This is a genomic window from Streptomyces sp. NRRL F-5630, assembly GCF_000719475.1.
Lineage (GTDB): Bacteria > Actinomycetota > Actinomycetes > Streptomycetales > Streptomycetaceae > Streptomyces.
This window is the reverse complement of the sequence record NZ_JOGO01000088.1, coordinates 1-23,029: the sequence shown is the minus strand read 5'-3', so window position 1 is coordinate 23,029 and position 23,029 is coordinate 1. Positions and strand designations below refer to the sequence as shown.

Annotated in this window: 16 protein-coding genes and 1 pseudogene; 14 read left to right on the top strand and 3 right to left on the bottom strand. The window is 73.3% G+C overall.

Annotated elements, in window-relative coordinates:
- Nucleotides 1-161: 161 nt before the first annotated feature.
- The 5 genes from IF99_RS0127060 to IF99_RS0127040 are packed head-to-tail and all read left to right on the top strand — an operon-like array spanning nucleotide 162 to nucleotide 5,625.
- Nucleotides 162-1,685, top strand: coding sequence for a CoA-acylating methylmalonate-semialdehyde dehydrogenase (locus tag IF99_RS0127060; protein ID WP_031000406.1), 1,524 nt, complete (start codon nucleotides 162-164; stop codon nucleotides 1,683-1,685).
- A 10-nt stretch (nucleotides 1,686-1,695) separates the two neighbouring features.
- Complete coding sequence (locus IF99_RS0127055; RefSeq protein WP_031000403.1) at nucleotides 1,696-2,871, top strand: acyl-CoA dehydrogenase family protein; 1,176 nt, start codon at nucleotides 1,696-1,698, stop codon at nucleotides 2,869-2,871.
- Entirely contained in the window at nucleotides 2,868-3,938 is a 1,071-nt protein-coding gene (locus IF99_RS0127050) for an enoyl-CoA hydratase/isomerase family protein (protein WP_031000401.1), read from the top strand. The genes IF99_RS0127055 and IF99_RS0127050 overlap by 4 nt, the downstream gene beginning before the upstream one ends.
- Nucleotides 3,935-4,852 carry a 3-hydroxyisobutyrate dehydrogenase gene (mmsB, locus tag IF99_RS0127045; RefSeq protein ID WP_031000399.1) on the top strand — a complete coding sequence of 306 codons (918 nt, stop codon included), beginning with the start codon at nucleotides 3,935-3,937 and terminating at the stop codon, nucleotides 4,850-4,852. The genes IF99_RS0127050 and mmsB overlap by 4 nt, the downstream gene beginning before the upstream one ends.
- Nucleotides 4,849-5,625, top strand: coding sequence for an enoyl-CoA hydratase (locus IF99_RS0127040; protein ID WP_031000397.1), 777 nt, complete (start codon nucleotides 4,849-4,851; stop codon nucleotides 5,623-5,625). The genes mmsB and IF99_RS0127040 overlap by 4 nt, the downstream gene beginning before the upstream one ends.
- A gap of 170 nt (nucleotides 5,626-5,795) precedes the next feature.
- On the opposite strand, the gene IF99_RS0127035 is transcribed toward IF99_RS0127040, so the two are convergent.
- Nucleotides 5,796-7,343: a malate synthase gene (locus IF99_RS0127035; RefSeq protein WP_031000395.1), complete on the bottom strand. Its 1,548-nt coding sequence runs from the start codon at nucleotides 7,341-7,343 to the stop codon at nucleotides 5,796-5,798.
- Nucleotides 7,344-7,597: 254 nt separating this feature from the next.
- Entirely contained in the window at nucleotides 7,598-8,878 is a 1,281-nt protein-coding gene (aceA, locus tag IF99_RS0127030) for an isocitrate lyase (RefSeq protein WP_031000393.1), read from the bottom strand.
- Nucleotides 8,879-9,213: 335 nt separating this feature from the next.
- Here aceA and IF99_RS0127025 point away from each other — a divergent pair, with 335 nt between their 5' ends.
- From IF99_RS0127025 to IF99_RS0127000, 6 genes are all read left to right on the top strand, one after another.
- A complete protein-coding gene (locus IF99_RS0127025) occupies nucleotides 9,214-10,626 on the top strand; it encodes a short-chain fatty acyl-CoA regulator family protein (protein WP_031000391.1) in 1,413 nt (470 codons plus the stop codon).
- 299 nt (nucleotides 10,627-10,925) lie between these two features.
- Complete coding sequence (locus tag IF99_RS0127020) at nucleotides 10,926-11,291, top strand: WXG100 family type VII secretion target (protein WP_031000389.1); 366 nt, start codon at nucleotides 10,926-10,928, stop codon at nucleotides 11,289-11,291.
- A 54-nt stretch (nucleotides 11,292-11,345) separates the two neighbouring features.
- Entirely contained in the window at nucleotides 11,346-11,660 is a 315-nt protein-coding gene (locus IF99_RS0127015) for a WXG100 family type VII secretion target (RefSeq protein WP_031000387.1), read from the top strand.
- 75 nt (nucleotides 11,661-11,735) lie between these two features.
- Complete coding sequence (gene eccD / locus IF99_RS0127010) at nucleotides 11,736-13,082, top strand: type VII secretion integral membrane protein EccD (protein ID WP_031000385.1); 1,347 nt, start codon at nucleotides 11,736-11,738, stop codon at nucleotides 13,080-13,082.
- 73 nt (nucleotides 13,083-13,155) lie between these two features.
- Nucleotides 13,156-15,879, top strand: coding sequence for a right-handed parallel beta-helix repeat-containing protein (locus tag IF99_RS0127005; protein WP_031000383.1), 2,724 nt, complete (start codon nucleotides 13,156-13,158; stop codon nucleotides 15,877-15,879).
- 90 nt (nucleotides 15,880-15,969) lie between these two features.
- A complete protein-coding gene (locus IF99_RS0127000) occupies nucleotides 15,970-16,302 on the top strand; it encodes a WXG100 family type VII secretion target (protein ID WP_031000382.1) in 333 nt (110 codons plus the stop codon).
- Between the two features lie 73 nt (nucleotides 16,303-16,375).
- Here the strand turns inward: IF99_RS0127000 and IF99_RS31750 are convergent, their stop codons facing one another.
- Nucleotides 16,376-17,002, bottom strand: a complete 627-nt coding sequence (locus IF99_RS31750) for a hypothetical protein (RefSeq protein ID WP_051703702.1) — start codon at nucleotides 17,000-17,002, stop codon at nucleotides 16,376-16,378.
- A 171-nt stretch (nucleotides 17,003-17,173) separates the two neighbouring features.
- Between IF99_RS31750 and IF99_RS0126990 the strand changes: the two genes are divergently transcribed.
- From IF99_RS0126990 to IF99_RS0126980, 3 genes and pseudogenes are all read left to right on the top strand, one after another.
- Nucleotides 17,174-17,626, top strand: a complete 453-nt coding sequence (locus IF99_RS0126990) for a WXG100 family type VII secretion target (protein ID WP_031000378.1) — start codon at nucleotides 17,174-17,176, stop codon at nucleotides 17,624-17,626.
- A gap of 59 nt (nucleotides 17,627-17,685) precedes the next feature.
- Complete coding sequence (eccCa, locus tag IF99_RS0126985) at nucleotides 17,686-21,825, top strand: type VII secretion protein EccCa (RefSeq protein ID WP_234340875.1); 4,140 nt, start codon at nucleotides 17,686-17,688, stop codon at nucleotides 21,823-21,825.
- A gap of 82 nt (nucleotides 21,826-21,907) precedes the next feature.
- Nucleotides 21,908-23,029: pseudogene (locus IF99_RS0126980) on the top strand (hypothetical protein); the annotation flags it as partial.

The window sequence follows — 23,029 nt, the reverse complement described above, 5'->3', positions numbered from 1 at the left end:
CCCCCGGCCCTACCGGACCGGACCCCTACCGCCCCCGCCGCGACCCCGCGAGCCTTGCCCCCGCACCCCGCCACACGCCCCGCGCGCCCCGCCGCCCCGTCCACCCGCACGGCCGGCGAACCGCGTGCCATCCCGCATCTCCCGACGAGAGCAGGCTCCTCATGGCCAGTGCACCCGACCGCGCCCCTGTACGCGAACTCACCCACTTCATCGGCGGCAAGCACACCCCCGGCACCTCCGGGGCCTTCGCCGACGTCTACGACCCCAATACCGGAGAGGTGCAGGCCCGCGTGCCGCTCGCGAGCCGCGCCGAGACCGAGGCCGCCATCGCCGACGCGGTCCGCGCGCAGCGGGAGTGGGGCGAGTGGAACCCCCAGCGCCGCGCCCGCGTGCTGCTCCGCTTCCTCCAGCTCGTCGACCAGGAGAAGGACGAGATCGCCCGCCTCCTGTCGAGCGAGCACGGCAAGACGATCGCGGACGCGCACGGCGACCTCCAGCGCGGCCTCGAAGTCGTCGAGTTCGCCGCCGGGATCCCGCACCTGATGAAGGGCGAGTTCACCGACAACGCCGGGACCGGTATCGACGTGCACTCGCTGCGCTCCCCGCTCGGCGTCGTCGCGGGCATCACGCCCTTCAACTTCCCCGCGATGATCCCGCTCTGGAAGGCAGCCCCGGCCCTCGCCTGCGGCAACGCCTTCATCCTCAAGCCCTCCGAGCGCGACCCCTCGGTGCCGCTGCGCCTCGCCGAACTCTTCCTTGAAGCCGGGCTGCCCGCCGGGGTGCTCAACGTCGTCAACGGCGACCGCGGAGCCGTGGACACCCTCATCGAGGACCCGCGCGTCCAGGCGCTCGGCTTCGTCGGCTCGACGCCCATCGCCGCGCACATCTACGCGAGCGCCGCCGCGAACGGCAAGCGCGCCCAGTGCTTCGGCGGCGCCAAGAACCACATGATCGTGATGCCCGACGCCGACCTCGACCAGGCCGTCGACGCCCTCGTCGGCGCCGGGTACGGCTCGGCGGGCGAGCGCTGCATGGCGATCTCCGTCGCCGTGCCCGTCGGCGAGGAGACCGCCGACGCGCTCGTGGCCCGCCTCAAGGAACGCATCGCCGGGCTGCGGATCGGCACGAGCGAGGACCCCGAGGCCGACTTCGGGCCCCTCGTCGGCCCGGACGCCCTCGCCCGCGTCCGCTCCTACGTCGACCTCGGTGTCCAGGAGGGTGCCGAACTCGTCGTCGACGGCCGCGACTTCACCCTCGCCGGGCACGAGAAGGGCTTCTTCGCGGGCGCCTCGCTCTTCGACCGCGTGACCCCGGAGATGCGCATCTACCAGGAGGAGATCTTCGGGCCCGTCCTCAGCGTCGTGCGCGCCGCCGACTACGAGGAGGCGCTGCGCCTGCCGAGCGAGCACGCCTTCGGCAACGGCGTCGCGATCTTCACCCGCGACGGGGACACCGCGCGCGACTTCACGCGCCGCGTCAACACCGGCATGGTCGGCGTCAACGTACCGATCCCGGTTCCCGTCGCGTACCACACCTTCGGCGGCTGGAAGGCGTCCGGCTTCGGCGACCTCAACCAGCACGGGCCGGACTCGATCCGCTTCTACACCCGCACCAAGACCGTCACTTCGCGCTGGCCCAAGGGGCTGCGCGAAGGAGCGAGCTTCACCATCCCGACGATGGGCTGAGGGCACCACCATGAGCACCACCACACACGGCACCACCACGTACGACACGCTCCTCAGCGAGGACCAGCGGGCCCTGGTCGAGACCACGCTCGACTTCGCCGGGGACCACCTCGCGCCCCACGCCCTGGAGTGGGACCGCGAGAAGCACTTCCCCGTCGACGTCCTGCGCAAGGCCGCGGGACTCGGCCTCGGCGGCGTCTACGTCCGCGAGGAGTCCGGCGGCTCGGGCCTCACGCGGGCCGACGGCGTCCTCGTCTTCGAGGCGCTCGCCACCGGCTGCCCCTGCGTCGCCGCGTACCTGTCGATCCACAACATGGTCGGCTGGATGGTCGACACCTACGGCGACGAGGCCCAGCGCGCCCGCTACCTCCCCGGGCTCTGCGCGATGGACGACCTCGCGAGCTACTGCCTCACCGAGCCCGGCGCCGGCTCGGACGCCGCCGCCCTCTCGACGCGCGCCGTGCGCGACGGCGACGAGTGGGTCCTCACCGGCGTCAAGCAGTTCATCTCCGGCGCGGGTGCCGCCCGGCTCTACCTCGTCATGGCCCGTACGGGAGGCGCCGGACCCGACGGCATCACCGCCTTCCTCGTCGACAAGGACGACGCCGGACTCGGCTTCGGTCCCAACGAGCACAAGATGGGCTGGAACGCCCAGCCGACCCGGCAGGTGATCCTCGACGGCGTGCGCGTGCCGGCGGACCGCATGCTCGGCGCGGAGGGGCAGGGCTTCCGCATCGCCATGAACGGCCTCAACGGCGGACGGCTCGGCATCGCGGCGTGCTCGCTCGGCGGCGCCCGCTCGGCGCTCGACCGCTCGCTCCAGCACCTCACCGAGCGCGAGGCCTTCGGGCAGCCGCTCATCGCCTCCGAAGCCCTGCGCTTCCGCCTCGCCGACATGACCACCGAACTCGCCGCCGCGCGCGCCCTGCTCCACCAGGCCGCCGACGCCCTGGACCGCAAGGACCCGCAGGCCCCGCAACTCATCGCGATGGCCAAGCGCTTCGCCACCGACACCGGCTTCCAGATCGCCGACCGCGCGCTCCAGCTCCACGGCGGCTACGGCTATCTGCACGAATACGGGATCGAGAAGATCGTCCGGGACCTGCGGGTCCACCAGATCCTGGAAGGGAGCAACGAGATCATGCGCGTCATCGTGGCCAGGGGCCTCACGGGAGCGGCCCGGTGAGCGGCGCCGGGGAGCGCCCCGTCCTCACCTCGGTCAGGGGCCGGGCCGCGCATCTCGTCCTCAACCGCCCCCGCGCCCTCAACGCCCTCACGCACGAGATGGTCGGCCTCATCGACGCCGCCCTCACCGCCTGGGAGAAGGACGACGCGGTCGAGACCGTCGTCCTCACCGGCGCGGGCGAGCGCGGCCTGTGCGCGGGCGGGGACATCCGCGCCGTCTACGAGGCGGCGCGCGACGGCGACGGGCGGGAGGCCGCGGACTTCTGGCGCGACGAGTACCGGCTCAACGCCCGCGTCCCCCGCTACCCCGTCCCGTACGTCGCCGTCATGGACGGCATCGTCATGGGCGGCGGCATCGGCGTTTCCGCGCACGGCTCCGTCCGGATCGTCACCGAGCGCACCAAGGCCGCGATGCCCGAGACCGGCATCGGCTTCGTGCCCGACGTCGGGGGCACATGGCTGCTCTCGCGCGCCCCCGGCCACCTCGGCACCCGCCAGGCCCTCACCGGGACGGTCGCGGGGCCCGGCGACGCGCTGCGCCTCGGCCTCGCCGACCACTACGTACCGTCGAGCGCCCTGCCGGAACTGCTCGAAGCGCTGGGCACGCTGCCCGCCGACGAGGCCGTCGGACGGTACGCGGCCGAGGCGCCGCCCGCCGCGCTCGACCGCGACCGGGGCTGGATCGACGCCTGTTACGCGGCGGACACCGTCGAGGAGATCGTCGAGCGCCTGCGGGCCCGCCCCGAGGAGGCCGCGCACGCCGACGCGGCGACCCTGGCGGGCCGGTCCCCCACGAGCCTGAAGGTGACCCTGGAAGCGCTCCGCCGCGTCCGCGCGCTCGCCACCCTGGAGGAGGCGCTCGACCAGGAGTACCGGGTCTCGCTCGCGTGCCTCGCCACGCCCGACCTCGTCGAGGGCATCCGCGCGCAGGTCGTCGACAAGGACCGCGACCCGCACTGGAACCCGGCCTCGCTCGCCGAGGTGGACGCCTCCGACGTCGCACGCTTCTTCACATCCCTGGGCGAGCGCGAACTCGGGCTCGCCCCGACACCGGAGGTGACACGGTGAGCACTACCGACAAGAAGGTCAGCACCGTCGCGTTCATCGGGCTCGGGCACATGGGCGCCCCGATGGCCGCGAACCTCGTCCGCGCCGAGTACACCGTGCGTGCCTTCGACCTCGTGCCCGCGGCCCTCGAAGCGGGGGTCGCCGCGGGGGCCGAGGCCGCCGCGAGCGCCGTCGAGGCCGTGACCGGCGCCGACCTCGTGATCTCCATGCTCCCCGCCGGGCGCCACGTGCTCGGCCTGTACGAGGACATCCTCGGCGCCGCCCGCCCCGGCACCCTCTTCGTCGACTGCTCCACGATCGACGTCGCCGACGCCCGCGCCGTGCACGCGCTCGCCGAGGGGCGCGGGATGCGCTGTCTCGACGCGCCCGTCTCGGGCGGCGTCGTCGGCGCCGAGGCCGGGACGCTCACCTTCATGGTGGGCGGGGGAGAGGAGGAGTTCTCCGAGGCGCTGCCGCTGCTCGACGTCATGGGCAAGAAGGCGGTGCACTGCGGGGCGGCGGGCGCCGGTCAGGCGGCGAAGATCTGCAACAACATGATCCTGGGCGTCTCGATGATCGCGGTGAGCGAGGCGTTCGTCCTCGCCGAGAGCCTCGGGCTCTCGCACCAGGCCCTCTACGACGTCGCCTCGACCGCCTCGGGCCAGTGCTGGGCGCTCAGCGTCAACTGCCCCGTCCCCGGCCCCGTCCCGACGTCCCCCGCCAACCGCGACTACCGCCCGGGGTTCGGCGCCCCCCTCATGGCCAAGGACCTCGGCCTCGCGGCCAACGCGGTCCGCGCGGGCGGCGTCCAGGCCGAACTGGGGCTGCGGGCGGCGGAGATGTACGCGGCGTACGCCGAAGGGCGCGGCGCCGACGAGGACTTCTCGGGCATCGTGCGGGTCCTGCGGGAGAACTCGGGAAAGGCAGCCGGATGAGTACCTACGAGACGATCCTCGTCGAGCGCAGGGGCCGGGTCGCCCTGCTCACCCTGAACCGCCCGAAGGCGCTCAACGCGCTCAACGCGCGCCTCATGGAGGAACTCGTCGGCGCCGCCGAGGAACTGGACCGGGACCCGGAGGTCGGCTGCCTCGTCCTCACCGGCTCGGAGCGGGCTTTCGCGGCCGGGGCGGACATCACCGAGATGGCGCCGCGCACCTCCGTCGAGATGTACCTGCACGACTGGTTCTCCGCCTGGGACCGGCTCGGCAGGCTCCGCACGCCCACGATCGCCGCCGTCGCGGGGCACGCGCTCGGCGGCGGGTGCGAACTCGCCATGCTGTGCGATGTGCTGATCGCGGCGGACACGGCGCGCTTCGGGCAGCCCGAGGTCAAACTGGGTGTCATCCCGGGGATCGGCGGCTCGCAGCGGCTGACCCGCGCGGTCGGGAAGGCGAAGGCGATGGACCTGTGCCTGACCGGGCGGACGATGGACGCGACCGAGGCCGAACGCGCGGGCCTCGTCTCGCGGATCGTCCCGGCGGCCGACCTCCTCACGGAGGCCCTCGCGGCGGCCGACACGATCGCGAACCTCTCGGCTCCGGCCGTGATGATGGCCAAGGAGGCGGTCAACACGGCGTTCGAGACGACTCTTGCGGAGGGTGTCCACTTCGAGCGGCGGTTGTTCCACTCGGTGTTCGCCTTCGCGGACCAGAAGGAGGGGATGGCGGCGTTCACCGCGAAACGGAAGCCGGAGTTCCGGAACGAGTAGGCCGGGCCGCGGACGGGGCCTCGCGCGGCCCCGCCCCTCTCGGGCCGGAGTGCCGACCACCGGGGCTCCGCCCCCGCCCCGCCCGTGGGAAGCCGCCCCGCCCCCGCGTGGGTTCGGGGCGGGGCGGCTCGGGCCGCGGCGGGCGGGGGCAGGTCCCGGCCGCCGCGGGGTCAGACGGCGCGGTGCGCCAGGTAGGTGTCGTAGCCGTACCGCGTGAAGAAGAGCGGGAGCCGGGGGCCGAGCGCCGTCGCCGCGAAGAGTGCGCGGACCTCCGCCGGGTCGCTGTGGGCGCCCTCCGCCGCGAGCGCGGCCATCTCCTCCTCGACGTGCCGCTCGACCGTCTCGCGGCTCACGGCCCCGTGCCGCAGCCACTGCCAGATCTGCGTGCGGGCGATCTCCGCCGTCGCCGCGTCGGCGAGGAGGCCGCCCTGGTCGAGCAGTCCCGTCCCACCGAGCCAGCGGTCGAAGTAACGGACCGCGAGCGCCACGCTGCCGCGCACCCCCTCGGGGCCCGGTGCACCGGTCAGGCGCGGCACGGCGAGGAGTTCGGCGGCCCGGACCTCGACATCGTCGCGCTTGCGGTCGAGCTGGTGCGGCCGGTCGCCGAGGACGCCGCGGAAGATCTCGCGGCCGACGGGGACGAGCCCCGGGTGCGCGACCCACGAGCCGTCGAAACCGTCCTCGGCCTCCCGTTCCTTGTCGCGCCGCACCTCGGCGAGGGCCGCCTCGATCGCCGCCGGGTCGCCCTCGGGCGCCTGCGCCGCCATGCCGCCGATCGCGTGCGCGCCGCGCCGGTGGCACGTGCGCACCAGGAGTTCGGTGTACGCGCGCAGGAAGGGCGCCGTCATCGGCAGTCGCGCCCGGTCGGGCAGGAGGAAGTCGGTGCGGTGCCCGAAGGTCTTGACGAGGCTGAAGAGGTAGTCCCAGCGCCCGGCGATCAACCCCGAGCTGTGCTCCCGCAGTTCATGGAGGATCTCCTCCATCTCCATCGCCGCGGTGATCGTCTCGATGAGCGCCGAGGCCCGCACGGTCCCGGCCGGGAGGCCGAGCGACTCCTGGGCGAGGAGGAAGACGTCGTTCCACAGCCGCGCCTCGTACCGGTTCTCCAGCTTCGGCAGGCAGAAGTAGGGCCCGTGCCCCGCCTCGACGAGCGGCCTGGCGTTGTGGAAGAAGAACAGCGCGAAGTCGGCGAGCGCGGCGGGGACCGGCTCTCCGCCGTACTCCAGGTGCGCTTCGTCGAGGTGCCAGCCGCGCGGGCGCACGACGAGCGTGGGGCGCGCGCCCGCGCGCGGGGTGCGGGCGAGGTCCTTGAGGAGGAGGTGGCCGTCGAGGACGGTGTGCCAGGTCGGCGAGGTGGCGTCCTCGAAGTCGGCGGTCCAGGTCGAGGCGCCCGAGCCGTACGCGGCGGCCGCCGCCCGCGGGGTGGGCGGGCCCACGAGTTCCACGTGCCGCTCGGCGAGTCCCGGCGCCGGCGGTGCGACACGCCACGCGGGGTCGGTGCGCACCGGCGTCGTGACGAGCGGGAAGTCGAGACGGATACCGGCGGCGAGGCGGTGCGCCTGGCGGCGCCGTTCGCGCAGCAGCCACTGGCGGCGCTCGCCGAAGGCGGCCACGAGGGTGCCGAGGAAGTCGAGCGCGGCGGGCGTGAGGATCTCGTCGTGGCGCGGGCCGGGGGCGGCGGTGACGCGGACGGTACGGGCCGGGGCGAGGGTGGGCATCGGGGGACCTCCTGGAGCGGGGCCGGAGCACGCGGCTCAGTGGTGAACCGCGTGGCCCGGGGGACCGGGCGAGGGTGCGAGGAACGGGGGCCGGACGGAGACGGGTGCCCGGCCCCCGTTCGGCTCGGGGGCACGGGGACGCGCGCCGACGCGAAGGCGCGCGTCCCCGGGGCGGCGGCGCACCCGCACAGATGCGTGCCGCGGGGGAGAGGACGGGGCGGGCGAGGAGTGGGGCCCGCCCCGTCCCGGTCCGGCTAGTGGAACTGCTCGGTCTCGGTGGAGCCGGCCAGCGCGGTGGTGGAGGAGGCCGGGTTGACGGCCGTGGAGACGAGGTCGAAGTAGCCCGTGCCGACCTCGCGCTGGTGCCGCACGGCGGTGAAGCCCTGCGCCTGCGCGGCGAACTCGCGCTCCTGGAGGTCGACGTACGCGGTCATGCCCTGCTCGGCGTAGCCGCGCGCCAGGTCGAACATCCCGTGGTTGAGGGAGTGGAAGCCGGCGAGGGTGATGAACTGGAAGCGGTAGCCCATCGCGCCCAGCTCGCGCTGGAACTTCGCGATCTGGTCGTCGTCGAGCGCGGCGCGCCAGTTGAACGACGGCGAGCAGTTGTAGGCGAGCATCTGGTCCGGGTGCTCGGCGTGGATCGCCTCGGCGAACTCCCTGGCCTGGGCGAGGTCCGGGGTGCCGGTCTCGACCCAGATGAGGTCCGCGTACGGGGCGTAGGCGAGGCCGCGGGCGATGACGGGCGCCATGCCGTTGCGCACGTGGTAGAAGCCCTCGGACGTGCGCTCCCCGGTGACGAAGGGCGCGTCGCGCTCGTCGACGTCGCTCGTCAGCAGCGTGGCGGCGAGGGCGTCGGTGCGGGCGATGACGAGGGTCGGCGTGTCGGCGATGTCGGCGGCGAGCCGGGCCGCGTTGAGGGTGCGGATGTGCTGCGAGGTCGGCACGAGGACCTTGCCGCCCAGGTGGCCGCACTTCTTCTCGGAGGCGAGCTGGTCCTCGTAGTGGATACCGGCCGCGCCCGCGGCGATCATCGCCTTCGTCAGCTCGAAGGCGTTGAGCGGGCCGCCGAATCCGGCCTCCGCGTCGGCGACGATCGGCGCGAGCCAGTCGGTCGTGTCGCCGTCGTCCTCGGCGGTCGCGATCTGGTCGGCGCGCAGCAGCGCGTTGTTGATGCGGCGCACGACCTGCGGGACCGAGTTGGCCGGGTAGAGGCTCTGGTCGGGGTACGTCTGCCCGGCGAGGTTGGCGTCCGCCGCGACCTGCCACCCCGAGAGGTAGATGGCCTGGAGCCCGGCCTTGACCTGCTGGACGGCCTGGCCGCCGGTGAGGGCGCCGAGCGCGTGGATGTAGTCGCGCTCGTGGAGCTGGCGCCACAGGCGCTCGGCGCCGCGCCGGGCGAGCGTGTGCTCCTCGCGGACACTGCCGGAGAGACGCACGACGTCCTCGGCGGAGTAGGTCCGCTCGATGCCCTTCCAGCGTGGGTCCTCGGCCCAGCGGCGGGTCAGTTCGGCTGCGCGGTCGGTCGTCTTGCCCATGAGGGTCACCGTCTCCCTGAAGGTGTCGCAGTGATGTCGCTGTGGTGAGGTGTCACGGTTGTGAAGCAGGGGACCGGACTCAGCCCTGTGCGGCACGGAGTGTCGCACTAAGTCCTCTGGAGCATTCCATCCTGCTGTGACGCTCCCGTTTCCCTTGCGGGGTCGGGGTGATGACTCGACTGTGGCACTGGCACTGAGTGCCATCAAGGGGGGAAATCTGTGAAGTGTGTGAATCCTGTCCCGCCAGCTTTGCGAAGCTTGCCAAGCTCTTCGCGCCCGCTAAGGTGGCTCCCACTCTCGCCGGGAGTGACATGGAGTGACGGAGGAGGCCGGTCATGGCCAGGACCTATGCGGGCGCGCGACTGCGACGGCTGCGCGAGGAACGCCGCCTCAGTCAGGCCGAACTCGCCCGCACCCTCGGCATATCCCCGAGCTACCTGAACCAGATGGAGCACGACTCGCGCCCGCTCACGGTGCCCGTTCTGCTCAAGATCGGCGAGACCTTCGGCATCGACGCGTCCTTCTTCTCCGCCCGTGACGCGACCCGCCTCCTGGCCGACCTCCGCGAAGCCCTCGCGGCGCCGCTCGACGAAGGCCGGGTCCTGCCCGGCGAACTGGAGGAGATCGCCACCCGTACCCCGGGTGCCGCGCGCCTCCTCCTCGATCTCCAGCGCCGCTCCCAGCGCCTCACCGAACAACTCTCGGGACGCGGCGGCGGCCCCGAGGAGCAGCAGGAGACCCCCGGCTCGCCGCACGAGGAGGTGCGCGACTTCTTCTACGAGCGCCGCAACTACTTCCACGCCCTCGACCTCGCGGCGGAAGACCTCGCGGGCGAACTCCGCGTCCGCCCCCGCACGGCGGGCCAGACCCTCGCCGAGCACCTGGAGGCCCAGCACGGCGTACGCGTCGCGACCACCGCCGGGCCCCACCTCCACCGCTACGAGACCGGCACCCGCACCCTGCACCTCTCGCCGCGCCTGCGGCCGGGCCAGCAGACCTTCCGCATGGCCGCGCAGCTCGCGCTCCTGGAGTACGGCCTGGAACTCGACTCCCTCGCGGCCGAGAAGTTCCCCCGCCAGTCACCCGCCCACGCGCTCACCCGCATCGGCCTCGCGCACTACTTCGCCGGTGCCCTCGTCCTCCCGTACCGCGAGTTCCACGCGCGCGCCGAGGAGTACCGCTACGACATCGAACGCCTCGGCGACCACTACGGCCTCGGCTACGAGACCATGTGCCACCGCCTCAGCACCCTGCAACGCCCGCGCCTGAGCGGCGTCCCCTTCTCGCTCGTCCGCGTCGACCGCGCCGGGAACATGTCCAAGCGCCAGTCCGCGACGGGCTTCCCCTTCTCGCGCTCGGGCGGCACCTGTCCCCTGTGGAACATCTACGAGGCGTTCACCGCCCCGGGACGCGTGCACGTCCAGCTCACCCGCATGCCCGACGGCAGCCGCCACCTGTGGACCGCGCGCACCGTCACGCGGCGCGGCGGCGCCTGGGGCGAGCGCGGCAGCACGTACGCGATCGGCCTCGGCTGCGAGGTCCGGCACGCGGGCCGCCTCGTCTACTCCGAGGGGCTCGACCTCGACAACCCCGCCTCCGACACCCCCATCGGCATGGGCTGCCGCGTCTGCGAACACCTCGACTGCCCCCAGCGCGCGACGCCGCCCGTCGGTCACACCCTCACGATCGACCAGCACAGCAGCACCTTCGTGCCCTACCCGGTGCGGACCGAGCGCGCGCCGGAGTGAGCCGCACCGCGCGTACGGGGCGGGGCCCGGCGCACGCGCGGCGCACCACCCCGGACCCCGCGCAGCCCCGTACGGACACGGGCACTTCGGCGAGGGGCCGCTCGACCCGCGCGCACCACCACGAGCAGACCACCCGCCCACCGGACGCGCGGCGGTCTCGTGTTGCCACCCTCTGCCCGGGCTCGCGGGCAGTGTGCTCAAGTGGTGTTCAAGTACTGCCCAATGGGGTTCACCGGGGAGGGTGGTGAACGCTGAGCTGCTTGAATGCTCGCGGTAGCAGGCGAGAAGGGCGGAAATCCATGGCTGACCAGCCCCCCGTGAGCGTCGGCGGCGTCACGTACCGCGTGACGCCGGAGTACCTGGCCAACGCGTCCAGCAACACGGCCAGTACCGCGACCGAGATCGCGACCCAGCTCGGCGAGCTGAAGACGTACGTGCAGAGCCTGGAAGCGAGCTGGCAGGGCATCGCCCACACCCAGTTCCAGACGCTCATGGCCGAGTACGACATCTACGCGCGAATGCTGCACGACGCCCTCGAAGGCATCTCCAAGGGCCTCCAGGGCAACTACGTGAACTACAAGGAATCCGAGCAGCAGAACATCAACAACCTTGTCGCACTCGGCCAGGACGTGCCGAAGGCGCCGGCGGGGACCAACTTCAACTGATCCGCCGCCCCGGACGGGCCGCAGGGCCGACGGCCGGACAACCGAGGAGAAGTCATGCCCAATGTCGACGGTACGCCGATCTACGTAGGCGAGGGCCTCGCCGCCGCGGGCGGCACGCTCAACGCCCGCGCGGGGGAGATCTCCGGCGAGCTCCAGGCGCTCAAGTCGCAGCTCGCCCCGCTGGCCGACGCCTGGCGCGAGAGCCAGGCGGCGACGTACTACCAGGACCTGCAGAACGAGTGGGACCTCGCCGCCGACGGGCTCTTCGGGCCCGACGGAGTGCTCGGCCGCATCGCCCAGGCGATGCACGTCAACTGGAACAACTACAGCGACGCCGAGTGGTCGAACATGTCGACCTGGCGGCACTGAGCTCTCACCTCACGGGGGCGGCGGCCTCGTCCGCCCCCGCTGGTCCCGCACGCCCACATCGAAGGAAACATTCTCGTGCCCGATGAACGCTGCCGGGTCACCGTCGTCGGCGAGCGCAGACGCGTCGACCTCGCGCTTCCGGCGCAGGCACCCATCGCGGAGTACACCCCTCGGCTCGCGACCCTGTGCGGCCAGACGGAGCCCGAGGACCTGGCACCGGTCTGGTCGCTCGCCGAGTCCGGGGGCACGCCCCTCGCGCCCGGCTCCTCCCTCGCGGCGGCGGGTGTACTCGACGGGGCCGTGCTCTACCTGCGCGACCAACGTGCCGCGGAACGCGACGAGTTGCAGGTCACCGACCTGGACGAGCAGGTGGCGAGCGCCCGCGGGGACGGCGCGCTGTGGAACGCGAGGCGGCGGGCCCAGAGCGTCGTGCTCGCCGGGCTCCTCGTCGTCCTCGGTTCGGCCGCCTGGCTCGGCGCGCACCGGCTGGTCCCCACCTCGTGGGTGTTCGTCGCGCTCACCTCGCTCGCCTGCGCGGGGCTGGCCCGCTACGCCACGCGCAAGAACTGGCCCGTGCCGCCCGTGGTGCGCCGCATCCTCGCCCTCGCGGCCTGCCCGCTCATGGCGATGGCCGGGCTCGGCGGCCCGGTGCACGGACCGCACGCCACGCCGGTGGCGGTCGCGGTGGCGGCCGTGGTCGGCGCGTTGGCCGGGCTCCTCGCCCTGCCGACGGCGAGCACCGTGCTCCTGGAGCTCCTCGCCGTCGTCGTGGCGCTGTTCGTCGTCCCGCTGGCGTCCCTGCACGCGAGTGCCGTCGGCTCGGCCGCCGTGGTGGCCACGGTCCTCTTCCTGCTCGTCGGGCTGCTGCCCCGGCTCACCAGCCTGATCGCGGTGCTTGTCCCGATGAGGGCGGACACCGGAGCCGAGGTCATCGACCCGGACGACGTGGCCACCGTCGTGCGGCGCGGCAACTGGCTCCTCACCACACTCAGCGCCGTGGCCTCCGCGGGGCTCGCCGTCTCCCTGCTCGTCCTCGCCTTCACCGACAACCTGTACGGGCTCGTGCTCGCCGCGTGCGTCGGTGTCGGCCTGCTCCTGCAGGCAGGCAGCGTGCGGGTGCTCAGCGCCGTGGGCCCGCAGCTCGCGGCGGCCGTCCTCGGTCTGCTCGCCCTCGCCGTCCGCGTTCCCGAGTACATGACCGACTCCCGGTCGGCCGGGCCGCTCGCCGCGTTCGCCGTGGGGATCGTGGTGCTCGCCTGCGGCTTCTTCCTCGCCTTCGGCGCGGCCCTGCGCCCCGCCGAACAGGAGCGACCGAGCTGGCCGGGCGGCCTCGCCACGTTCCTGGCGGTCGTCTCGGTCCCGCTCGCGGCCGGTGTCTTCGGCCTCTTCGACAAGCTCGCGAACCTCGGGAGCAGTCTGTGAGCCTCGCCCCCCGTGCGTCGGCAGTGCGTGGGCTCCGGGCTCGGCGGACCGGGGCCCGGAGGGCGGAGGCGTGATGAGGGCGGCGGCCGAACGTGTCGCCCCGGGAAGCTGGGGCGGCCACCGGACGATCGGTGCGGCGGTACGCGCGGCGAAGCCCGGTGCCGTCGTCACCGTCCAGGCCGGCACGTACACGGAGAGCCTGGTCCTGGACCGGGACATCAGCCTCGTGGCCAAGGGCACGGTACGGCTCGCCGCCGCCCGCGGTCCCGCTCTCACCGTCCACTCAGGGCGCGTGGAGATACGCGGCTTCACCATCGAGTCCGACGCCCCGCGTGAGCCGGTCGTCCTCCTGCGCGGCGGCGAACCCGAACTGCGGGAATGCGAGATCACCGGCGGACGCGTCGAAGTCGCCGGTACGGCTCGCGCCGTGCTCGCCGACTGCTCCGTGCGGCGCTCCGGCGCCGCCTCGCTGCGCCTGACCGGCACCGCCCGTGCCGTGCTGGAGAAGGTCACCCTGGCCGGAGGCACCGGCGAGGGACTGCTCGTCGAGGACGAGACACGCGTCGAGGCGGTCGACTCGCTGATCGACGGCGTCACCGGCCACGGCGTTCTCGTCACCGGCGGGGCACACCTGCGGCTCAACCGCTGCGAAGTGCGCGCGAGCGGTGAATCGGCCGTCCTGGTCGTCGGCCATGCCACGGCGAGCCTCGACGAGTGCCGCCTCCACCAGGCGGGCGGCCAGGGCCTGTGGGCCCGGGGCACCGTCGGCCGCCACACCGAGGCGCAGCGCGAGGCGGCGCGCGACGACGGCGCCGCCGCGCACGGGGTACGCCTGCGCTCCTGCGAAATCTTCCGCACCCACGGCGCCGGAGTGCTCGCCGAGGACGGCAGCGCCGTACGGCTCGACGACTGCCATGTCCACCACACCGAGGGCGCCGCCGTCGTCCTCTCCGGCGAGGCGCGTGGCGAACTCGTCTCTCTGCGCGCCGTGGACTGCGCCGACAGCGCCCTCGTCGTGCGCGGCAGCGCGCACGTCTCCGCCCGCGAGTGCACCTTCGCCCGCACCGGAGCCAACGGGCTCTACGCGGTCGGTGAGTCCGGCCTCGCGCTCACCGGCTGCACCGTGCGCGATACGGCCTACACCGCCGTCCACCTCGGCGGTGCCGCCCGGATGGAGGCGCGGGACTGCCTCGTCAGCGGGTCGCCCGAGTACGGGCTGCGCGTCACCGCGCGCGCCGAACTCCTCGCCACCGGCTGCGAGGTGAGCGGTGCCGAACTGGCCGCCGCCGTCGTCGAGGACGGTGACGCGGCGCTGCGCGACTGCCGCCTCACCGGGGGCCGCGACGGCGTCCGGCTGCGCACCAGCCACCGCCCCCTCCTCAGCCGCTGCACGGTCGCCGGCAGCGCCGACAGCGGCGTCCGGGTCGGGCCCGGCACCGGTGCCCGCCTGGAGGACCTCACGGTCTCCGGCAGCGGCGGGGCAGCCGTGGTCGTGGAGGAGGAGAGCACCGTCGTCATCCAGGGCGGCACCGTGACCGCCCCCGGCGGCAGCGGGCTCGTCGTACGCGCCGGGGCCCGGCCCCAGGTGCGCGGCCTCGTCGTCGAGGACGCCGCGAAGAACGCCCTGTACGTCGACGAGGGCGGCACGGGCACGTACGAGGACTGCCGCTTCAGCCGCAGCGGCTTCCCCGCCGTCTACGCCGCCACCGGCGCCGACATCCTGCTGCGCCGCTGCACGGTCGCCGCGACCGAAAGCGATCTGCTGCGCGCGGAGGGCGCCACCGTGCACGCCGAGGACTGCGAGGCCGAGGAGGTCGCCGAAGCGCTGCTGCCCGGACTGGGCGGCGCGGACGGCACACCCGCCGTCCTCACCGCCACCCCCGCGCTCCGCACGCCGGGCGCGACGGAGAAGGAGCCGGACGCCGGGGAGGCCGAGGAGGGGACCGGCGACGATGCCGCCGCCCGGCTCGCTGAACTGCACGCCGAACTCGACCGCCTCGTCGGCCTCGACGGAGTCAAGCGCGAAGTGCTGACCCTGACCCGGCTCATGCAGATGGTCAAGGTGCGCCAGGACGCCGGGCTCGCCCCGCCGCCGCTCAGCCGCCACCTCGTCTTCGCAGGCAACGCCGGCACGGGCAAGACCACCGTGGCCCGCCTGTACGGCGGCTTCCTCGCCGCCCTCGGCCTGCTCAGCCGGGGCCATCTCGTCGAGACCGACCGCTCGGACCTGGTCGGCGAGTACGTGGGGCACACCGCGCCCCGCACCACCGCCGTCTTCAAACGCGCCCTGGGCGGCGTGCTTTTCATCGATGAGGCGTACTCCCTCGTCCCGCAGGGACAGGTGACGGACTTCGGAGCGGAGGCCGTCTCGACGCTCGTGAAGCTCATGGAGGACCACCGCGACGAGATCGTCGTCATCGTCGCCGGTTACCCCAGCGAGATGGACCGCCTGCTGGGCTCCAACGCGGGCCTCGCCTCCCGCTTCACTCGCACCCTCACCTTCGAGGACTACTCCTCCGCCGAACTGGTGCGCATCGTCGAGTACCAGGCCGCGCGCCACGAGTACACGTGCGCGCCCCAGACCGTGGAGGCGCTGCACCACTACTTCGAGACGCTGCCGCGCGGCGAGCGCTTCGGCAACGGACGCAGCGCGCGGCAGGTGTTCCAGCGCATGACGGAGCGGCACGCCCAGCGCGTCGCGGAACTCGGCCTCGGCCCGGCCGAGCTGGCCGCCGCCGAACCCGGGCTCCTCACGCTGCTCCTGCCGGACGATCTGCCGCCCGAGGGCACGCTGTGACCGGCGCGCTCCTTCACCCCGCGCGCGTCCCGTACGCCGCGCAGCGACCGCAGACCCCGGAGGACCGGGGGAGAGGAAGGTGTGCCACGCATGGCTGAGGAGATCACCTTCGAGGAGTTCAAGGCCGACCTGGCGGAACTGCGGGACACGCTCGGATACGTCCGCACGTCGTCCCAGCACGTCAACGAGCTCATGGACGACATCGACACGGCCATGAAAAGCGTCGGCGACGACTGGAACAGCCCCGCCTTCGGCACCTTCGACGAGATCACGACCTGGTTCCACAAGTGCCAGGAGGACCTCAGGAACGTCCTCGCGGACATCATCACCAAGATGCAGACGAGCTATGACAACTACCACGCCGCCGAGGAGCGGAACGAGCGCAATCTGCACAGCGAGGGCGGCGGGGGCGCGGATGGCTGAGCGTCGCCGCGGCGCACCCTCCCGCAGGCCCCCCGGCCGCCCCGCCCGGGACGGGGCGGCCGGGGCGCGGCCCTCAGGCGTTGCCGGGCGGAGCCGGGAAGCGCGACTCGCGGTCGGCGTGCCCGTAGACCTGCCCCGAGTGGTTGACCAGGGCGATGTACTCGCCGAACTTCTCCAGGGACGAGCCGACCTGGAGCAGCGCGCGCTCCATCGCCGGATTCATCTCGGCGGCGAACTCGCGCGCGGCGGGGGCGAAGGGGTTGTCGGAGTCCTCGGCCGGGGGCTTGTAGCCGGAGGACAGGCTCGTGTGGCCCTCACCGCTCTCGGCCTTGTCCTTCGCGGTCTGCCCGAAGACGGTGTCCTTGGCGGAGGCGACGTGCGCGCGCACCTCCTCGTACTTGGCGACCATCGCGCGCGCCTCCACGAGCATGGACGCCTCGGCGGTGCGCAGGGAGGCGAGATCCACGTCGATGTCGCCGGAGGGCGGGCCGGGGTCCTTCTCGTCCGCCTCGTCGCCACCGCCGCCGATGTCCTTCGGGTCGTCGTTGAAGGAAGGGGCCGTCGTCCAGGCGACTTTGTCCTCCGGGACGAGGCCGCTGAGGTCCTTGCCGTTGTCGGCGCTCTTCTCCGAACCGTCGTCCGACTCGTCGGGCTCCGGCAGGGGGGTCCTGTCGTACGCGGACTCTATTCCGCCGCTCATGCACGCTCCCTCGTCTGCCCGGCACCGCGTCGGGACTGCGGTGACCGGGGCTCTGTTCTGAACAACTATGTCAGCTCTACCACTTCTGTAGGCATTTGTCAGCGCGGAAGTGGTGTCGAGTACGGGAACAACTCCCTTGCCCGGCACCGCATTTCGCCGGAAAGGTGCGTCATGGCCGCCAACGGCGAGGCCGACTACGACTCCTCCTCCCTCAAGATCTCCCCGCAAGGGATGGCGTCATCGGCGAAGAAGCTGGCCGAACTGAGCAAGGAGGTCTCGGAGACCACCAAGGCCATCGGCGACCGCATCTTCGGGCTGCGGCTGCGCTGGGAGGGGAAGGCGGCCTCCGACGCCCAGGCCGTCGTGGACGAGTGGAACCGCGTGATGCGTGAACTGTTCGGCCTCAAGGACGACGACACCCCCGCCGTCCTGCCCGTGCTCGCCGGCGGCGTCTCGGACGCCGAGCACAACTACAGCCTGGCCGAGAACGGCATCAAGGAAGGCTTCGGCAAGTTCCACGAAGCGCTCACCGGCGGCGGGGACGGCGAGGACCCCAAGGACACGCCGCCCGCCGAGGAGACCGACACCAACAAGACGGCCATCACCATGACCTTCCCCCACTGAGCCGCCCCGCCCCGCGCCCCGCCCTGCCCCGCCCGACGACAGCCCACTAGGCAGCCACCGTGAGTCGAATACCTTTCCACCGTCCTGTGCGGATCACGCCGCCCCCCGCCCCGGAGGGCGGCACGACACTCGCCGCCCCACCGCAGCGGCCCCAGCCGCAGGGCGCGGCGAGCTGGCTCATGCTCCTGCTCCCGCTGCTGTCCAGCGTCAGCATGGCGGCGTACATGGTCGCCTACGGGCGGGCCTGGATGATCCTGCTCGGCATGGCCTTCGTGGTGGTCTCGGTCGGCATCACCATCGGGGTGCGGATGCAGCTGCGCGGCAGCCGCCGCCGCAACCAGTTCCGCCAGCGCGACCGGTACATGGAGTACCTCGCCGGAATGCGCAAGGAAGCCCTGCGCACCCGCGCGGAACAGCGCGCCGCGGACGCCTGGCGCCATCCGCACCCCGACCGGCTCTGGGCGCTGGCCACGCGCCGCCGCCGGGTGTGGGAACGCCGCCCCGGCGACGACGACTTCCTGCGCCTGCGCGTCGGCACCGGTACCGTGGCGCCCCTCGCGCCACTGCGCCTGCACGAACAGAGCGACCCGACCATCGAGTTCGACAGCACCTGCCGTCACGCCGCCGCCGAACTCGTCGAACAGCACTCCGCCATCAAGGACCAGGCGGCCTGGCTCGACCTCGGCGCCTCCGGCGTCGTCAGCGTCCTCGGCCCGCGGGCCAAAGGCCGCGAACTCGCCCAGGCGCTCCTGCTCCAGCTCTCCACCCTGCACGCCCCGGACGACGTCCGGGTCGCCGTCGTCACCGGTGGCCACTCCGCCTGGGACTGGGCCAAGTGGCTGCCGCACGCCCAGCCCGCCGAACAGGAGGGCGCCCCGCGCGAGCAGGAACTCGTCCCGATGCTCGCCGACGACCTCACCGGCCTCCACGACTACTTGCGCGGCCTCCTCGACCAAGCGCTCCTCGCCCGCGCCGAACGAGGCAACCGGCTGCTCACCCAGCGCGGCACCGGCGCCCGGCGGCACCTCGTCGTCTTCATCGACGACTACGACCCCGAAGCCGCCTGGGCCCGCTCGGCCCTCCTGAACGACCTGCTCACCGAGGCCGGTCCCGAGATCGGCCTCCACCTCGTGTGCCTCGTGGACGAGGAGCGGTCGGAGCCCGGCCGCGTCGACGTGCGCGCGCGCCTCCTCGCGCGCGGCGACCTCGTCCTGGAGAGCCGTCACCCCGCCCTGCACGCGAGCGTGGAGAACGCCACCGCCGACACCGTCGCCCCCGGCGTCCTGGAGGCCGCGGCCCGCGCCCTGGCCCCGCTGCGCCTCTCCGGCGAGCGCGAGCAGGTCCTCTCCGAGCACGTCTCGCTCTCCGGGATGCTCGGCATCGCCGACATCGCCTCCTTCGACCCGCGCGACCGCCGCCGGGCCCCCGACGACCGGGACCTGCTCAGCGTGCCCCTCGGTGTCACGGGCACGGGCCAGCCCCTCGTCCTCGACCTCAAGGAATCGGCGCAGGGCGGCATCGGGCCGCACGGCCTCGTCGTCGGCGCCACCGGCTCCGGCAAGAGCGAACTGCTGCGCACCCTCGTCACGGGGCTGGCGCTCACCCACTCGCCCGAGCACCTCGCCTTCGTCCTCGTCGACTTCAAGGGCGGCGCGACCTTCGCCGGCGTCACCGAACTCCCGCACGTCTCCGGCCTCATCACCAACCTCGCCGACGACCTCGCCCTCGTCGACCGGATGCGCCAGGCGCTCCAGGGCGAACAGCAGCGCCGCCAGCGGATGCTGCGCGAAGCGGGCAACGCCGACTCCGTGCGCGAGTACCAGCTGCGCCGCGAGGCCGGCGGCACCGACTCCGGGGGCCGCCCGCTCGAACCGCTGCCGCACCTGCTCGTCGTCGTCGACGAGTTCGGCGAACTCCTCTCCCAGCGGCCCGACTTCATCGACCTCTTCGTGCAGATCGGGCGCGTGGGCCGCTCGCTCGGCATCCATCTGCTGCTCGCCACGCAGCGCTTGGAGGAAGGGCGCCTGCGGGGCCTCGAATCGCACCTGTCGTACCGGATCGGCCTGCGCACCTTCAGCGCCGCCGAGTCCCGCGCGGTCCTCGGCACCGCGGACGCCTACAGCCTCCCCGCCATTCCCGGCTCCGCCTACCTCAAGGTCGACGAGACGGTCTACGAGCGCTTCCGCGTCGCCCACGTCTCCGCCCCCTACCACGGACACGATCCGGAGGCGCCCGCCGCGGCCCTCGACCCGGTGCCCTTCGCCGTCCACGGCGAACTGCCCCCGTCCGTGCCGCAGGAGGAGAAGCCGGACTGGGAGTGGACCGGCAAGAACACCACCACCGAACTCGCGCTCGCCGTCGAGCGGCTGCTCGGCGAGGACACCCCCGGCCACCAGGTGTGGCTGCCGCCGCTGCCCGCGCAGATCAGCCTCCTGCCGCTGCTCGGCGAACCCGAGGAAGACCCCGAGCGGGGTCTCGTCGGGCCGCTGTGGCCACTGCCGGGCACCCTCAAGTTCCCCGCCGGCGTCATCGACGTACCGGCCCGCCAGGAACAGCGCCCCATCGGCATCGACCTCACCGGGCGCCAGGGACACATCGCCCTCGTCGGCGCGCCGCAGAGCGGGAAGTCGACCTTCCTGCGCACCGTGATGCTCAGCGCGATGCTCACCCACACGCCCGACGAAGTGGAGTTCTACGTCATCGACATGGGAGGCGGCACGCTCCACGGGCTCGCCGACGCCCCGCACGTCGCGGGCATCGCCGGTCGCCGCGACCAGGAACGCGTACGCCGCGTCCTGGCCGAGACCAGCCGCCACATCAACGCCCGCGAGGCGATGTTCCGCGAGCTGCGCATCCAGTCCGCCGCCGAACTGCGTGCCCGCCGCCTGGCCGGGGACCTGCCCGAAGGCGTGCGCGGCGCCGATGTCGTCCTGGTCGTCGACAACTGGCCGGCCCTGCACGCCGCCGAGGACGACGCCGCCGCCGCGCTCACCGACATCGCCGCACGCGGGCTCGGCGTCGGCGTCCACCTGTGGCTCACCGCGAACCGCTGGGCCGAGATACGTCCCGCACTGCGCGACAGCATCCCCGGCCGCCTCGAACTGCGTCTGAACGACCCCAGCGAATCCGAGATCAACCGCGCCGCCGCGCGCGGAATCGCACAGGGCCTGCCCGGACGCGGCATCGTGCCGCCCGGCCTCACCCACCACGTGGCACTTCCCCGCCTGGACGGAGTGGAATCGACCGAGGGCCTCGCCGAGGCCGAGCGGACCCTCGTCGCCCGGATCTCCGCCGCGTGGAAGCGACCGGCGGCGCCCGCCCTGCGGGTCCTGCCCCGCCGCGTCACCGTGCGCGAGCTGGCCGGCGCGGGCGCGCCCGGCCCCACCAACCGCTGGGAGGGGCACGGCCCGGGGCTCGGCGGACGCGAGGTGCCCATCGGCCTGCGCGAGTCGGACCTCGCCCCGGTCGGCCTCGACCTCACCTCCGGCGCGCCGCACTTCGTCGTCTTCGGCGACTCGGGTTCCGGCAAGACCGCCTTCCTGCGCGCCTGGATGCGCGGTCTCACGGACCGCTACTCGGCGAAGGAGACGCGGTTCATGGTCGTCGACTACCGGCACAGCCTCCTCGACGTCGTGCCGCCCGAGTACATCGGCGCACGAGGAAGCAACGCCGACCTCGTCGCCGGCCAGGCCCAGGCCCTCGCCGAGACGCTGCGCACCCGGATGCCCCCGCCGGACATCACGGCCGCCCAACTCGCCGAGCGCAGCTGGTGGCAGGGCCCCGAGCTGTACCTCGTGGCGGACGACTACGACCTCGCCTCCGGAGGCATGGGGCAGGGCCCGCTCGCCCCGCTCGCCCCCTACCTCGCGCAGGCCGAGGAGATCGGATTCCACGTCGTCCTCGCCCGCCGGGTCGCGGGCGCCGGGCGCGCCCTGCTCTCCGACACCCTGCTGAGCAAGCTCAAACAGGACGGCACGAGCGGCCTGCTCCTCTCCGGCGACCACCGCGAGGGCGTCCTTCTCGGTGACCAGCGCGCGCGCCGCACCGACCCGGGCCGCGGCCTGCTCATCCGCCGCGACCACGAACCGACCGTCGTGCAGATCGCGCTCGACGAGCGCGACAAGGCCGAAAGGTCCGGCGGCGCCACACGTCACGACGACGGCCCGCCCCCGCACGAAGCCGTCGTCGCCCGCAGCTGACCCCGGCGCGCGGGGCCTCCCCGTCCCCGCGCCCCCGTCCCCCCGCCCGCACACCAGCAGTACGCCCGAGGAGGGCGCTCCCATGGCTTCCGCGGATTCCGTGCTCAACACCATCAAGCTCGAGGACATCTACGCCCTCGGCAACGCCTGGATCAAGCTGGGGGACGAACTCCACGAGCGCCGGACCGCCGTCGACTCGGACGTGTCCGGCATGAAGTGGACGGGGGCGGCGGGCAACGCGGCCCGGCTCGCCTGGACGGACGCGACCGCCAAGAACCTGGACGAGGCGATCGAGACCGCCTGGACCGTCGGGCAGACGATCAACCGGTACGCCGACAAGCTGCACGAGGCGGCCGAGGAGTACGCGAAGAAGCTCAACGCGATGATGTGGGCGGACATCCTCGGCGCCCTCCTCGGTGCGGTCTTCTTCTACCTGGGCCCGCTCCTGGAGAGCGTGCTCGCCATGATCGGGCAGCTCATCGCCCGGCTCATCCCGGTCATCGCCTCCATGGCGGGACGCCTCGGCCCCATCGGCAGCGCCGTCGTCGGTTCGATCGGCGGCGCCGTGATCGGGTCTGCGTCCGGTCTCGCGTTCGACCTGGGAGTCGGCGCGGCGGGGGCCGCGATCGCGCACACGGACTACGACATCGACTGGGGCGCCGAGGCGCTGACCCTCGGCATCGGCGGCGGCTTCGGCGGGATCGCCGGGGGCCTCGGGGGATACCACGGCGTGCCGAAGCCCGGATCGCCCGGCGGCGTCCCGACGGGAAGCCCGCCCGTGAAGTCCCCTCCGGTCCCCAAGACCGACCGCACCAGCGATGTCACCCCGGTCACCGGAGGCGGCAAGGACAACGCCTTCACCCCGCCGCCCCCGCAGACCAGGCGCGGCGGCAACGAGTCCTTCCCGGGCGGCTCCGGCACGACCCCGCCGCCGGTCAAGGGCGGCGTCTCCGTCAACGACCCGGCACCCACCAGCAGCGGCCCGGCAGGCGGGAACCGCACGCACGACGTCGGGATGCCCCCGCCGCCCGCGGCACGTGGCGAGGGCGTCAGCGGCGGGCGCACCACGGGCGCGCCCGCCCCCCTGAACACGAAAGCCGAGACCCGCGACGGCTCGTTCTCGGGGGGCGATCGTGCGGGGGGCGAGGGGACGCGTGTCACGGCTCCGCCTGCGACGGTGCCTCGGCAGGGGGCGCCGGAGGGT